Annotated in this window: 12 protein-coding genes; 9 read left to right on the top strand and 3 right to left on the bottom strand. The window is 70.5% G+C overall.

The window, feature by feature from the left end:
* The first annotated feature begins 261 nt into the window (after positions 1–261).
* The 9 genes from OV207_RS14080 (at position 262) to OV207_RS14040 (ending at position 10,562) form a co-directional block, all read left to right on the top strand.
* Complete coding sequence (locus OV207_RS14080; RefSeq protein WP_193430687.1) at positions 262–831, top strand: polysaccharide biosynthesis/export family protein; 570 nt, start codon at positions 262–264, stop codon at positions 829–831.
* Between the two features lie 41 nt (positions 832–872).
* Positions 873–2,069 carry a hypothetical protein gene (locus OV207_RS14075; protein ID WP_267555785.1) on the top strand — a complete coding sequence of 399 codons (1,197 nt, stop codon included), beginning with the start codon at positions 873–875 and terminating at the stop codon, positions 2,067–2,069.
* Positions 2,070–2,103: 34 nt separating this feature from the next.
* Complete coding sequence (locus tag OV207_RS14070) at positions 2,104–3,513, top strand: GumC family protein (protein WP_193430685.1); 1,410 nt, start codon at positions 2,104–2,106, stop codon at positions 3,511–3,513.
* Positions 3,514–3,549: 36 nt separating this feature from the next.
* Positions 3,550–4,287, top strand: a complete 738-nt coding sequence (locus OV207_RS14065; protein ID WP_193430684.1) for a CpsD/CapB family tyrosine-protein kinase — start codon at positions 3,550–3,552, stop codon at positions 4,285–4,287.
* A gap of 120 nt (positions 4,288–4,407) precedes the next feature.
* Positions 4,408–5,775: a polyisoprenyl-phosphate hexose-1-phosphate transferase ExoE gene (gene exoE / locus OV207_RS14060; protein ID WP_267555781.1), complete on the top strand. Its 1,368-nt coding sequence runs from the start codon at positions 4,408–4,410 to the stop codon at positions 5,773–5,775.
* A gap of 106 nt (positions 5,776–5,881) precedes the next feature.
* Positions 5,882–6,952 (top strand): gluconeogenesis factor YvcK family protein, encoded by a 1,071-nt coding sequence (locus tag OV207_RS14055; protein WP_415835421.1) that lies wholly within the window; start codon positions 5,882–5,884, stop codon positions 6,950–6,952.
* Positions 6,953–6,988: 36 nt separating this feature from the next.
* On the top strand, positions 6,989–8,107 hold the full coding sequence (locus OV207_RS14050) for a GNAT family N-acetyltransferase (RefSeq protein WP_267555779.1): 1,119 nt from the start codon (positions 6,989–6,991) through the stop codon (positions 8,105–8,107).
* Entirely contained in the window at positions 8,095–9,276 is a 1,182-nt protein-coding gene (locus tag OV207_RS14045; RefSeq protein WP_267555777.1) for a DegT/DnrJ/EryC1/StrS family aminotransferase, read from the top strand. The genes OV207_RS14050 and OV207_RS14045 overlap by 13 nt, the downstream gene beginning before the upstream one ends.
* 83 nt (positions 9,277–9,359) lie before the next feature.
* On the top strand, positions 9,360–10,562 hold the full coding sequence (locus tag OV207_RS14040) for a GNAT family N-acetyltransferase (protein WP_267555834.1): 1,203 nt from the start codon (positions 9,360–9,362) through the stop codon (positions 10,560–10,562).
* A 157-nt stretch (positions 10,563–10,719) separates the two neighbouring features.
* Here OV207_RS14040 and OV207_RS14035 read toward each other — a convergent pair whose 3' ends face one another.
* The 3 genes from OV207_RS14035 to OV207_RS14025 form a co-directional block, all read right to left on the bottom strand.
* Entirely contained in the window at positions 10,720–11,688 is a 969-nt protein-coding gene (locus OV207_RS14035; protein ID WP_267555775.1) for a tetratricopeptide repeat protein, read from the bottom strand.
* Positions 11,689–11,691: 3 nt separating this feature from the next.
* Positions 11,692–12,198, bottom strand: coding sequence for a cytochrome c-type biogenesis protein (locus OV207_RS14030; RefSeq protein WP_267555771.1), 507 nt, complete (start codon positions 12,196–12,198; stop codon positions 11,692–11,694).
* A 134-nt stretch (positions 12,199–12,332) separates the two neighbouring features.
* Entirely contained in the window at positions 12,333–13,553 is a 1,221-nt protein-coding gene (locus tag OV207_RS14025) for a zinc ribbon domain-containing protein (protein ID WP_267555769.1), read from the bottom strand.
* Positions 13,554–13,632 lie beyond the last annotated feature (79 nt).

The raw sequence follows: 13,632 nt of genomic DNA, 5'->3' as shown, positions 1-13,632 counted from the left end.
GGCAAACCTCTTCCTCCCGTTGGAAGCGATCGGCAGAAAGCACAGGGGAGAACACCCGGGTGCGACCGGAATTTTTGCCGATTCCCCCCATGTGCGCCTGATGTGGCACGCCGTAACCCACTGCATTCCAAGGGTTTTCCCTCTTCGCGAAGGCTGGCACACGCGCTGCTAAGGGACACCGCCAGAAGCGTGCTGCTCGGCCCGCAGGGCGGGTGGACGGACAGCAGTCGCCAGACATCAGTGAACGAAGGAGAGCGGAAGATGGGAATGCGGCGCACGGGGTTCTGGATGGGGTTGGGGATGCTCCTCCTGTCGGGATGTGCTCACCAGCAGACGCTGAAGGTGGACAACGCGGAGCAGCCGTACCGCATTGGTCGGGAGGACGTGCTGGACGTCAGCGTGTGGCGTGACGCGGAGCTGTCGCGCACGGTGCCGGTGCGGCCCGACGGGTTCATCTCCGTCCCGATGGTGGGAGAGATCCAGGCCGCGGGCAAGACGCCCACGGAGCTGGCCGAGGCGCTCAAGACGGGCCTCCAGCCGTACGTGCAGGAGCCCCGCGTGACGGTCATCGTCCGCGAGGTCAACAGCACCCGCGTCTTCGTGACGGGAGAAGTGGCCCACCCGGGCGCCTACCCGCTGCGCGGCCGCGTGTCGCTGCTCCAGGCCATCGCGCTGGCGGGCGGCTTCACCGACTTCGCCAACTCCGACGGCATCGTCGTCATCCGCACGGACGGCAACGGCGGGCAGATCCCGGTGCGCTACAGCGACCTGGTCTCCCCCAACGGCGAGAACGTCATCCTGCGTCCCGGTGACACCGTCGTCGTCCCGTGATGCAGGGCGGACGCAACTCAAGACACAGACATCCGGACGATATGGAAACGGGCGTGGGCGTGGGCAAGGACGGGAGGGCGGCGGTGAGGGGCAACTGGAAGCGGGCAGTGATTGCAGGCTGTCTCATCGCCGCACCGGCCGCTCAGGCGGCCACCATCCTGGAGCCGCGGCTGCGCCTGACGGCGGAGGAGCGCTTCGACAACGATCTGCGCCTGGGCGGCGGAGCAGGGGCCACCGGCGGGCAGTTCATGACGAAGCTGTCTCCCCGGGTGGGCCTGGACGTGAAGAACGAACAGCTCACGCTGGACACGTTCTACGCCGCGGACCTGCTCGCCCGTCACGGCTCCGGCAAGACGACGCTGGATCACCGGGGTGGCTTCGGCCTGCGCAACGTGCTGTCGCGCCGGCTGCGATTGGACGCGAGCACCAGGGTGTTCCGCGTCACGGACCCCACGTCGCTGCCGCGTGACGGCCTGGCGCGCTCCACCTCTCCCACCTTCTATGCACAGGCGAAGGTGGGGATGACGGGGCGGGTGACGGACCGCATGGACGTGCGCGGCAACTACAGCTTCGAAGCCACGCGCATCATCGAACCGGGACGGGAGGCGGGCTACGCGCACACCCCGTCGGTGGAGCTGTGGTACCGCACCACGCGCCGGATGTCATTGGGCGCCGAGTATCGCTATCAGGGCTTCCTGTACGCGGGGGACTACAGCCAGGCGCACGGCGCTTCGGCGGCCCTGCGCTACCGGCTGACGCGGCCCACCACGCTCACCCTCCGGGGCGGGCCGGTGCGCTACATGCCGGCGGATGCGTCCCGCGGGGGCTGGCTGCCTCGCGTGACGGCGGAGCTGGTGCGTGAAGGAGAGCGGTCGGACATCGGCTTCGCCATTGGACACGATCTGGTGGGTGCCAGCGGGTTCTCCGGCGCGGTCTGGGCGGATTACGCATCACTGATGGCGGCGCACCGTTTCACGGCGAAGTTGTCTGCCTTTGGGGCGGCCAGCTTCTTCCGCAACGGCACCGCGCCGGATCTGAACTACACGCAGTGGCGCAACACCACGAACGTGTCGCAGGGCTATGCAGTGGGAGGCGGCGTCGAGTACCGGATGAACCGGAAGCTGGCGTTGCAGGGGGCGGTGGACCGCATCGCGCAAGTGGGCGCGGCGGACGTCGCCGGGGCTGGGGATCTGACACGCAATGTGTTTGCTCTCCGTCTGGTCATGACACCTTGGTAGGAGCATGCAAGTGCGAGGCATGGAGGAGCGGATCATGGAGCGTGGGATGACGGCGGACCAGATGCTTTCGGCGCTGTGGCGTCGCAAGGCCCTGGTGGGGGCGATCGCTGCGGCAATCTTCGTGGTGGGCGCGGCGATCGTGATGACGCGGCCTAGCATTTATGAAGCTTCGGTGGTGGTGCGCGTGGAACCGCAGCGCCCCGGTGAAGAGATGGTGCAGCGCACGGTGAGCGAGCTCATCGAGCAGCGGCTGGTGACGGTGCGTCAGGAATTGCTGGCGCGGCCGGTGCTCCAGAAGGCCATCGAGGAGATGAACCTCTACCCGGAGCTCGTCTCCGAGAAGGGCATCGAGGCGGCGGTGGAGCAGATGCGCAAGGACCTCACCGTGCGCGTCGAGGGTGAGACGGCGTTCGAGCTGACCTACTCCGGCCGCGACCCGCAGGTGGTGGCGCAGGTGACCAACCGCCTGCCGGCCATCTTCTCCGAGGAGACGCTGAAGATCCGCCAGGCGCAGGCGGCCCGCGCCACCAACCTCTTCACCGAGGAGATGGTCGCCCTGGGCAAGGCGGTCTCCGCGTGGGAGTCCAACATCAGCCGCTTCAAGGTGGACCACCTGGGCGAGCTGCCCGAGCAGATGGAGATGAACATGCGCGGCCTGGAGCGCATCAGCGCCCAGCTGCAGACCAAGTCCGAGGAGCTGCGCGCCGCCGAGGCCCGTCGCTCCGACCTGGCCCGGGCCCGCAACGCCGCGGACAGCGAGGCGGGGCGCCTGGAGGCCGCGCAGAGCGGACTGTCCCGGACGCTCACCCAGGCCAAGACGCAGTGGACCGGGGACCACCCGGAAGTGAAGCGGATGGAGCGCGAGCTGGGCACCGTGGCCGAGCAGCGCAAGGAGGCCGAGGGCCGCATGTTCGCCGAGCGCAACGAGCGCGCCCGTGTCAGCACCCTGGTCGGCACCATCCAGAAGGACATCGTGGACCTGCAGAAGCAGGCCGAGGCCTACCAGGCGCGGCTGAACAACACCCCCCGCTGGGCGCATGAGCTGGCGGTGATGAACCGGGACTATGAAATCGCCCGCACCAAGTACCAGAGCGTGGTGAGCCGCAAGGTGGAGGCGGAGATCGCCCAGGAGCTGGAGGCCAAGAGTGCCCAGAGCCTGTTCAACGTCATCTCGCCCGCCGGGGTGCCTTCCGCCCCGGCCCGTCCGGACCGCCTGAGCGGCCTGCTCATCGCGGCCCTCCTGGCCCTGGCGCTGGGTGTCCTCACCGGCACCGTGCTCGAGATGCGCGACGACAGCCTGCGCGACGGCACCGAGGTCCGCGAGCGCATCACGCTGCCTGTCCTGGCGGTGGTCCCGAACATGCAAGGCAAGACGGAGAAGCGGGTGTTGATGCCCATGGCCGGGAGCAAGAACAGCGTCTCCTCGTCCACTTCGCTGAACTAATTGCCGACCCCCTACGGAAAAGATTGGAGCACTCAGATGGATTCGACGATGGAGCGGGCCGGAAACTTCCTCCCGCGTGTGGATGAGAGCGCGGCTTCCTCGAACGCGGTGGACCGTCGGGTGGTGACGCTGACGGCCCCGGCCTCCGCGGCCGCTGAGCAGTACCGGACGCTGTACTACCGGCTGGAGCGGATGCGGGAGCAGCGCCCGATGAAGGTGGTGGCGCTCACCTCGGCCATGCCCGGCGAGGGCAAGACGGTGACGAGCGTGAACCTGGCGCTGGCCGCCGCCCGGGCGAACCCGGAGCGCCGCATCCTGCTGGTGGACGCGGACCTGCGCCGGGGCCAGGTGGCCCCCACGCTGGGGATGCGCAACAAGCAGGGCCTGGCGGAGCTGCTGGCTGGCGAGTGCGACGTGCGCGACGTGGTGCGCCGCTTCAACTCCACGCGCCTGGCCGTCATCCCCGCCGGCGCCACGCCGGAGGAGAGCACCCAGGTGCTGGCGAGCGCCCGGATGAAGCAGTTCCTCAAGGCGGTGCGCGAGGGCTTCGACGAGGTGTACGTGGACCTGCCGCCCACGCTGCCCTTCGCGGACGCGGCCATCCTCGGCCACCAGATGGACGGCGTGCTGATGGTCATCCGCGCCAACGTCACCCCCTCCAAGGTGGTGAACCAGGCGGTGGAGCAGCTGGCGGGCGCGGCGCTGGTGGGCTGCGTGCTCAACGGGGCGGAAGTGAACGCGACCCCGTACCTGAAGAACTACGTGAAGAAGTAGCAGTGAAAAGCAGCACGACGTGCAGGTGAGGGCAGTCTGTCTGGCCTTCCGTCCCCCCTCCTATGCGGCGGGGGGGCGGGGCCTGGAGTGGAGTGGGCGGGTCGGGGTTGGAGGAGTCACGTGCTTCGCGTTTTTCACCACTACTTTTCAGCCAAGAAGTTGACGTTCTTCCTCGCCGAAAGCACGGCGATCGCGCTGGCCTGTGTCGCGGGTGCCGCGGCCTGCGCGGCCCTCTTCGCGCCTCCGGGGACCTGGCCGCCGCTCGCCACGCTGTGGCCGACGCTGGTGGGCCTGGGCCTGGCCTTCGTCGTCACCTTCCAGTTCACGCTGTACCTGCTGGACCTGTATGACCTTCGCGTCGCCGCGGAGGACCGGACGCGCGGCTACCGCTTCCTCAAGGCCGCGGGCGTCACCGCGATGGTGGCGGGCGGGGTGATGTTGCTGCTGCCCCTGGCCCTGCCGGTGTCCCTGCCTCCCGGCACGCTGCTGGGCGGCGCGATGGGCGCCCTGGCCGGCACGCTGGCGGTGCGCGTCTCCATCCGCGCCCTGGTGGGCGAACCCGACGCGGTCCTCGTCATTGGAGATGGCCTCAAGGCCCGCGCGGTGGCGAGCGCCATTGAAGCGGGCGGCGAGGGCTCCTTCCGCGTGGTGGCCCTGGTGGACCCGCGCAAGGTGGACGAGCCGCTGGATGCGATGGCGGCCCGGCTCAATGCCTCCTACGTGGTGCAGGCCGCGGATGACATGCGCGGCGCCAACTGGGTGGACGCGCTGCTGCGCTGCCGGCTGGACGGACGCCGGGTGTACGAAGCGTCTGGCTTCTGCGAGCGCGTGCTGCGCCGCATCCCGGTGCAGTTCCTCCGGGCGAGCGACTTCGCCTTCGCGGATGAGATGACCGTGTCGCCGTTGCGCCGGGCCTTCAAGCGGGTGTTCGACCTGGCGGTGGCGTCGCTGCTGCTCATCCTGGCCTCGCCCTTCCTGGTGCTGGTGTCGCTGGCCATCAAGCTGGACTCCAAGGGCCCCATCTTCTACCGGCAGGACCGCGTGGGCCTGGCTGGCCGCACGTATCCGCTGTGGAAGTTCCGCAGCATGCGCACCGACGCGGAGAAGGACGGCGCGGTGTGGGCGCGCTCCAACGACGACCGCGTCACGCGGGTGGGCAGGTTCATCCGCAAGACGCGCATCGATGAGATTCCCCAGGTGTTCAACGTGCTCCTGGGCCACATGAGCTTCGTGGGCCCGCGTCCCGAGCGCCCGGTGTTCACCGAGCAGCTCAAGCAGCAGATCCCGTTCTACGGGGTGCGCGAGGCGACGAAGCCTGGCATCACGGGCTGGGCGCAGATCCGCTACCCCTACGGGGCCTCCGTGGAGGACGCGCGCAACAAGCTCGAGTTCGACTTGTATTATGTGAAGAACGGGTCGCTGTTCCTGGACGTCGGCATTATCTTCCACACCGTCCGGCACGTGTTGTTGGGGCGGGGTGCTCGGTAGTCAGCAACAGTCATGATCCGCGGCCTCCGGTTGTCGGGGGAGGCCGGGATGCGAAGGGTAAGCAGCCATGGATTGGGATGGGCGAGGGGGTCGGAACATGGTGGGCATGGATGTGGATGCGCCGTTCGCGGAAGCCTGGAGCCAGGACGACGCGCGCAAGCAGCAGAACGGCGAGCGCAATGAGTTGCTGCAGGCCCCGAAGACCCGCCCGACGCGCATCGTCGCCATGGGCGGCGGCACGGGGCTCCCCATGGTGCTGCGCGGGCTGGCCCGCCGCGCGTCGCCCAAGCCCGGCCAGCCCGGCGTGGACATCACCGCCGTCGTTGCGATGAGCGACGACGGCGGCAGCTCCGGCCGCCTGCGCCGGCTGCACGGCGCGCTGCCCCCGGGCGACATCCGCAACTGCCTGGTGGCGCTCGCGGGTGGCAAGAGCGCGCTGAAGGACGTCTTCCAGTACCGCTTCGGCGGCGCGAAGGGCCTCGCCGGCCACGCGGTGGGCAACCTGCTCATCGCGGCGCTCGCGGAGCTGAAGGGCGACTTCCTGGAGGCGGTGCGGCTGTCCGGGGAGCTGCTCGGCGCGCAGGGCCAGGTGCTGCCCAGCACGCTCGCGTCGGTGCAGTTGGTCGCGCAGATGCACGACGACACGGAGGTCGTGGGCGAGCGCAACATCTGCCGTGCCCACGGCCGCGTGCGCCGGGTGTCGCTGAGCCCGCGCTCGCCGCCCCCGGTGGACGGCCTGCTGGAGGCCATCTACTCGGCGGACCTCATCGCCATCGGGCCGGGCTCGCTGTACTCGAGCGTGCTGCCCAACCTGCTGGTGGACGGCGTGGCCCAGGCGCTCAAGGAGACGCGCGCGCTGAAGGTCATGGTGGCCAACCTGATGACCCAGCCGGGTGAGACGGACGGCATGAACTGCCTGGACCACGTGCAGGCGGTGATCGAGCACGTGGGGCCGGTGCTGGACGCGGTGCTCGTCAACGGCCGTCAGCCCACCGAGGAGTCCATCCAGCGCTATGCGCGCAAGGGCTCGTTCGTCGTGACGGCGGAGACGCGGGAGCTGTTGTCGTCGGGCGTCATCCCGGTGCAGGCGGACCTGCTCAAGGATGGGTCCAAGATCCGACACGACAGCCGCAAGGTCGCCGCCTGCCTGCTGAAGATGGCCCGCAGCGGCTTGTAGCCCGCCTCGTCCGTCACCACCTTGGGGCCCGCTCCTATGGAAGCCAGAAACCTCCGTGCCGACCCGCGCGTCGTGGAAGTCAACGACCGGGCGGCCTTCATGTCCCTGGAAGCCGAGTGGAACCAGCTCGTGGAGACCACCTCCGACGAGCTGTTCTACCGGCATGAGTTCCTGCGCCTGTGGCTGGACAACTTCGCCGCGGGCTCCCGCATGCGGGTGCTGCTGCTGCGCGGCCCGGACGGCGAGCTGAGCGCCGCGCTGCCGCTGGTGGAGGAGCGCACGTCGATGTACGGCATGCCGGTGCGGCAGCTCACGTCGGCGGCCAACGCGCACTCCTGCCGCTTCGACCTGCTGGCGAGGGAGCCGGAGCTCGCCGCGGACGCGTTCCTCACGCACCTGAAGGAGACGGGGGGCTGGGACGTGCTGCGGCTGACGGACGTCCCGGACGGCGGGGTGGGCTTCCGCCTGCTGGATGAGGCGAAGCGCCGCGGCATGCCGGTGGGGGCGTGGGAGTCGTTGCAGTCCCCCTACGTGCCGCTGCCCGCGAAGAAGGAGGCGTACTTCGCGTCGCTGCCGTCCAAGTTCAAGGCCAACTGCCGCAGGCGCCGCCGCAAGCTGGAGGAGAAGGGGAAGGTCACCTTCGAGTGCGTGTCCGGCGGCCTGGACCTGGAGGGCTCGCTGGAGGAGGGGCTGCTGCTGGAGCAGAGCGGCTGGAAGGGCCAGCGCGGCACGGCCATGGCGCAGGACGGCAGGACGCGCGGCTTCTACACGGAGCTGGCGCGGGACGCGGCCTACCGGGGGCGCCTGGCGCTGTACTTCCTGCGCCTGGACGGGCGCGCGGTCGCGTTCCAGTACGGGCTGGAATACGGCAAGCGCTACTTTCTCTTGAAGCCCGGCTACGACGAGAGCCTGAAGGAGTGCAGCCCGGGCCAGTTGTTGACCGAAGAGGTGCTGGGGGCCTGCCTGGACAAGGGGCTCACCGAGTTCGATTTCCTGGGGCCGGACATGGTGTGGAAGCGCGACTGGACGGACCAGGTCCGCAAGCACACCTGGCTCTACGTGTTCAATGACACCGCCTTCGGTCGTGCCCTGTGCTCGGCGAAGTTCCGGTGGGTTCCGGCGGCGAAAGAGGCGGTGGCGCGATGGAAGCGGTGAAGACGTCCGACAACAAGCTGTTCGTTCCGTCCCTGCCCACGCTGTGGCCGGGGATGCTGCTCTCCAACGCCCGGCCCGGCGCGCTGCCGCCGTTCTCGTCGCCCAACGCGCGCTACTTCTACTTCGCGCGCAACGCCGTCTGGCTGACCATGAAGATGCTGCGCCTGGATGGCGGCGAGGTGCTGATGCCCTCCTACCACCACGGCGTGGAGGTGGAGGCGGTGGTGGACGCGGGCGCGACGCCGCGCTTCTACCGCGTGGGCGCCCGCTGGGACGTGGACGTGGCGGACGTGGCGAAGCGCATCGGGCCGAAGACGCGGGCGCTCTACCTCATCCACTACGCGGGCTTCCCCGGGCCGGTGGACGCCATGCGCAAGCTGGCGGACGAGCACGGCATCCCGCTCATCGAGGACTGCGCGCTGTCGCTCCTGTCGTCCGACGGCGGGACGCCGCTGGGCACCACGGGTGACGTGGGCATCTTCTGCCTCTACAAGACGCTGCCGGTGCCCAACGGCGGTGCGCTCGTGGTCAACGGGCCGCGCCAGTACAGCCTGCCGGAGCCTCCGGCGCCGCCGCTGGCGTCCACCTTCAGCCACACCGTGTCCGCGCTCCTGCAGAACCTGGAGCTGCGCGGCGGGGCGGTGGGCCGGGGCCTGCGGGGCCTGGTGCGCTCCGTGGGGCACGGCACGGTGAAGGCCGCGAGCATCGAACGGGTGGCCACGGGCACGCAGCACTTTGATCGCCGGCACGTGGACCTGGGCATGAGCCCGCTGACGAAGCGGATCGCCCTGGCGCAGGACCTGGAGGCCATCGTCGAGGCGCGCCGCCGCAACTACTTCTTCCTGCTGGGCCGGCTGCGGGACGTGTCGCCGCCGCTCTTCAACCAGCTCCCGCCGGGCGTCTGCCCGCTGTTCTACCCGATGGTGGTGCAGGACAAGGAGGCGCTGCTGGCGCGGCTGCGCGAGCGGGGCATCGACGCCATCGACTTCTGGAAGCGCTTCCATCCGGCGTGTGACCCGTCGGAGTTCCCGGAGGTCGCGCAGCTGCGGCGGACGATTCTGGAGATTCCCTGCCATCAGGACCTGTCGTCGGAGGTGATGGCGGAGGTGGCGGAGGCGGTGCGGGACGCCCTGAAGGCGGAGCGCCGTCCCAGCCAGCGCACGGGTTGAGTGGGATGGGGACTGGCCCCTTCGTGGAGATGGCGGACGGGGGCCAGGTGGTGGTGCACCGGGAAAGGCATCAGGGTGACGCGGTGATCCGCGAAGACGAGTTGAGGTCGGGTCCGCTGGCCACGCCGCGGTTGGACGTGGCGGCGGTGGGCAGTGCTTCAGAGCTGGCGGGGATGCGGGCGGAGTGGAACGGGCTGCTGGACGCGAGCACCGCCGGTCCCTTCAACGCCTGGGAGTGGCTGTATCCGTGGTGTCGGCGCATCTCGCCGGACATCCGGCCGCTGGTGCTGACGGCCCGCGACAGGCTGGGCACGCTGGTGGGGCTGCTGCCCCTGGGCTTGGAGCACCGCTGGGTGAACGGCATGCGCGTGCGGCGCCTGGGGTTCCTGGGTGAGACGCACGTGGGCAGCGACTACCTGGACGTGGTGGCGCGCAAGGGCCGCGAGGCGGAGGTAGGCCGCGCGTTCTTCCAGGTGCTCCAGGGACTGCGGGACGAATGGGATGTGTTGGATTTGACGGACCTGCGCGAGGGTTCGGTGACGCTGGGCGTGGCGCGCGAGGTGTTTGGCGACGCGAACGTGCGGCTGTCGGAGCGCTACGTCTGTCCGTATGAGACGCTGGTGCCGGGCGAGCCGTTCGACGCGTTCCTCAAGCGCACGGGCCGCCGGGACAACTACCTGCGCCGGCGCAAGTGGTTGGAGAAGCAGGACGGCTACCGCATCGAGCGCACGGACGCGCCGGGCGAGCTGGCCGGGCCGATGACGGACTTCTTCCGGCTGCACGCGCTGCGCTGGTCCTCGGACGGCGGCTCGCAGGGCATCAAGGGCGCCGGGGTGGAGGCGTTCCACCGGGACGCGACGCAATTGCTGGCGGAGCGGGGCCGGCTGCGGATGTACACGATGAAGGTGGGAGGCCAGGCCGTCGCGTCGGTGTATGGCATCCTGCATGGACAGTCGTTTGTGTACTTCCAGTCCGGGTATGACCCCGCGTGGCGCAACCGCAGCGTCGGCCTGGTGCTGGTGGGCGAGACGTTCAAGGACGCCATCGAGATGGGGCTGACGGAGTACGACTTCCTGCGAGGCACGGAGTCCTACAAGGCGGATTGGGTGACGAAGCAACGCCAGACGGTGTCGCTGCGCGTGCACGGCGCCGGGATGGGCGGCGCGTGGTTCACCCAGTCCGAGGAGCTGGCCCGGAAGGCGCGCAACGCGGTGAAGAGCGTGCTGTCGGACGAACTGGTGGAGAAGGTGCGCCGGCTGCGTCGCCGCAAGGCGGCGGTGCACTAGCGGAGCGCCTGGTCGTAGCCTGAGGTGAAGACCCCGTCGGCCCTGGATGCGAGGGCGGCGGGGTCTTGTGCCTGGCGCCGCACCCGGCGGCTCCGCCAGACTGCCTGGGGTGACACACACCGCAGGGGCCGGAAGCACCGGCCCTCCTTGCCGCTGACTACTGCCGCGCTATTTCCGCCCGGAGCTGCGCGATGGCGGGGGCGAGCTGCGGCGGCTGCATGTTCTTCGGCACTTCCACGGTGAAGCGCTCGAAGTACACCAGCGCTCCGGCCTTGTCGCCCCGGCGCAGCGACAGGCTGCCCAGGAAGATGAGCGCCTCCTGCGCGTCCGGCCACGCGTTCACCAGCTCCACGAGCTCCTGCTCCGCGCCCTCCAGGTCTCCGGACGCCGCCGCGCGCAGCACGCCCCGGTGCACCCGCAGCTCCACGTGGAAGGGATCCACCGACAGGCCCTTCTGCGTCACCTTCATCGCCTCCGGGAACTGCTGCTGGCGGATGAGCTCGTGGCTCAATATCGCCGCGGCCTCCACGTCCCCCGGGTTCGACGCGAGCCGCTCACGGGCCTGCTGCAGCTCGTCGTCCTGCTGCTGGGCCATGCCCGCGGCTTCCTGCTGCTGGGCGCCCATGCCCGGCGGCGTCGCCCCCGTCATCTGCCCGTCCTCCCGCGGCTTCTGCTCGGCGACCAGCAGGTAGCCCAGCCCTCCGAAGAAGACCACCACGCCCGCGCCCCACAGCGCTCCCACCATCTGCGGGTTGCGCGCGGCCCAGCCGGTGGGCGCCGGCACGTTGCGCGCGGGCGCCGTCACCCCGGCCGCCTGCCGCTTCTGGTGCTCGTCCCGGGCGCGCAGCGCGGCCGCCGCCTCGTGCTCCAGGCGCGACTTCTCCGCCGTGTAGTGCTCCGCGGTGAAGTGGTGCTTCTCCGCCTCCAGCGTGCGCAGCTGCTCGATGAGCGACTGCGCCCGCTGCGACAGGTCCTCCGTCGTCCCGTCCGCCTTCACCGCGGCCGCCGCCGCGTCGGGCGCCGCGCCCGTCCTGCGACGCTGGAAGAGGAGCCACGCGGCGGCCAGCACGAAGGCGACCGCGAGGACGATGATTCCGGGCAACCAGTTGGTGGGCTCGGGCTGCATGGCTTAGCGCTCCAGCTCCCGGCGCACGGCCTGGAGGTAGGGGTCGGCGTCGTCCGTCGACGGCGCCAGGGGGGAAGAAGGGGAGGAGGCCGTGGCCGCTTCGGCCGGGACGGCGCCCTCGGGCAACGGCTGCCGCTGCCGGAGGATGACGAAGAGGCCGCCCAGCACGAGCGCCACCGGCCCCAACCACACGAACCAGTTGAAGCCCTCCGCGCGCGGCTCCAGCAGCACCCACTCGCCGTAGCGCGCCACGAAGTAGTCGACGATCTCCTCGTCCGTCTTGCCCTCGGAGACCAGCTCGCGCACCTTGTCCAACTGCGCGCGCGCCATCGACGACGGGCTGTCCGCCACGGACAGGCCCTGGCACACCGCGCAGCGCAGCTGCTTCGCCAACACCTGCACGCGCGCCTCGCGGGCCGGCGCGAGCGGATCACTCGCGGCCTGCTGCGGCGCGAACTGCCCCGTGGCAAGGCCCAGGGCGAGGGTCAACGAGACGAGGACGGCATTCATCAAGGGCTCCAGCGGGGGCCGTGCCTAACTACAGCCCCTGGAGCGGTATTGCACAGCGAAACCTGGGACGCACGCCCGCCACCCCGGCCGCCCTCCAGGAGGTGGCGCGCCCGGCGCGGGACGCGGGGGGACACTCAGCCGGTGTCGCGCTCGGTCTCCCCGTCCTGGGCGGGGTCATAGGCGTCATCGTACGCGTCGTCCTCCGGGGGGAGCCGGGCGTCCGGCCCATCGCGGCCCAGGGCCTGGCGCACCGCCAGGAAGCCCGCCGCGCCCAGGCCGAAGAGGAAGGCGAAGGGCCCCACGGCCAGCCGCACGCTGGCGAGCGCCCAGAGGAGGCTCACGCTGACCGCGCCCAGCGGCACCCAGCGCAGGAAGGCCGGAGGCTCCACCTCCGGGTGCAGCGCGGCGATGACGAGCAGCGCCAGGAGCGCGAGCAGCGGCAGCTCCGACACGGGCACGTCCCACCCGGAGCGCGTCACGCTCCCGCCGCCCGCGCTGTAGAGCGAGTCGTCCGCGGGCCGGTTGCTGGGAATCACCCGCAGCTCGGGCGGGCCGGCCTGCACGCTCCCCGGCACCGGCGCGTTGTCCGGCACGGGGGAGCCGTCCGCCAGCGTCCTGCCCCAGGGCAGGTAGAGGGCGACGAGGCACACCGCGACGCCCGCCAGCGCCACCACCCGGGGAAACCGGAGCAGCGACCGGACGTCGAACTGGCGGCTCACGCCATCCGGGCCCGCGATGACCTGCTTGTACTGCTCCACGCCCACCAGCAGCGCGCCCGCCAACCACAGGGGCAGCAGCAGGTTGGGGCCCGCGAGCTTCAGCGTGAGCGCCGCCAGCAGCAGCGTGTACGCGGCGGGCACCTCCGGCCGCATCAGCACCAGCGGCACGTGGTCCACCCAGCCCGGCGCCTCTCCACCGCGGCGCAGCTCGCGCGCGACCAGCGCCACCCCGCCCACGAGCGTCAGCGTGGAGCCCAGCACGCCCACGTTGGGGAAGAAGGGGAGGATGGACAGCACCAGCGAGAACGCCACCAGCCCCACGCCCAGCACGCTCTGCGAGTGGCCCGGCACGTCCTTGAGCCAGCGCGGCCCCGTGTAGGGGTCCTCGTCCTCGGGCTCGGCGGCGGCGGCCGGCGCCACCGGACGCCGCGTCCCCGTGCGCTCCCGGCGGTCCTCCTCCTCCTCTTCCATCAGCTCCGACGCGTACGCGGGCTCCGAGGCGGGGCGGCTGGGGCGCGAGTTCCGGGCGCTGGGGCGCGTCGCATCCGCGGGACGTGCCGGCATCTTCGCGCCACACTGCTCGCAGTACATCAGCCGGACATCCGCCGCGCTCTCACCGCACTCGGGGCACTGCATGGGCCCACCTCGCTGGACAGGGGCCGGGGGAGCCCCTGAAACGACGCCGACGGATTGAGGATCTACTACGGATTCCAGG

Source organism: Corallococcus sp. BB11-1, from assembly GCF_026626625.1.
Lineage (GTDB): Bacteria > Myxococcota > Myxococcia > Myxococcales > Myxococcaceae > Corallococcus > Corallococcus soli.
Note: the sequence above shows the minus strand (reverse complement) of the source record. Positions and strands in the feature narration are given on the sequence as shown.

What these genes read in the sequence shown, in the direction of transcription:
- OV207_RS14025 (WP_267555769.1), bottom strand. Translation starts at nt 13,553, where the DNA reads ATGCAGTGCCCCGAGTGCGGTGAGAGCGCGGCGGATGTCCGGCTGATG.
- OV207_RS14030 (WP_267555771.1), bottom strand. Translation starts at nt 12,198, where the DNA reads ATGAATGCCGTCCTCGTCTCGTTGACCCTCGCCCTGGGCCTTGCCACG.
- OV207_RS14080 (WP_193430687.1), top strand. Translation starts at nt 262, where the DNA reads ATGGGAATGCGGCGCACGGGGTTCTGGATGGGGTTGGGGATGCTCCTC.
- OV207_RS14035 (WP_267555775.1), bottom strand. Translation starts at nt 11,688, where the DNA reads ATGCAGCCCGAGCCCACCAACTGGTTGCCCGGAATCATCGTCCTCGCG.
- OV207_RS14070 (WP_193430685.1), top strand. Translation starts at nt 2,104, where the DNA reads ATGGAGCGTGGGATGACGGCGGACCAGATGCTTTCGGCGCTGTGGCGT.
- OV207_RS14055 (WP_415835421.1), top strand. Translation starts at nt 5,882, where the DNA reads ATGGATGTGGATGCGCCGTTCGCGGAAGCCTGGAGCCAGGACGACGCG.
- OV207_RS14075 (WP_267555785.1), top strand. Translation starts at nt 873, where the DNA reads ATGGAAACGGGCGTGGGCGTGGGCAAGGACGGGAGGGCGGCGGTGAGG.
- OV207_RS14045 (WP_267555777.1), top strand. Translation starts at nt 8,095, where the DNA reads ATGGAAGCGGTGAAGACGTCCGACAACAAGCTGTTCGTTCCGTCCCTG.
- OV207_RS14065 (WP_193430684.1), top strand. Translation starts at nt 3,550, where the DNA reads ATGGATTCGACGATGGAGCGGGCCGGAAACTTCCTCCCGCGTGTGGAT.
- OV207_RS14050 (WP_267555779.1), top strand. Translation starts at nt 6,989, where the DNA reads ATGGAAGCCAGAAACCTCCGTGCCGACCCGCGCGTCGTGGAAGTCAAC.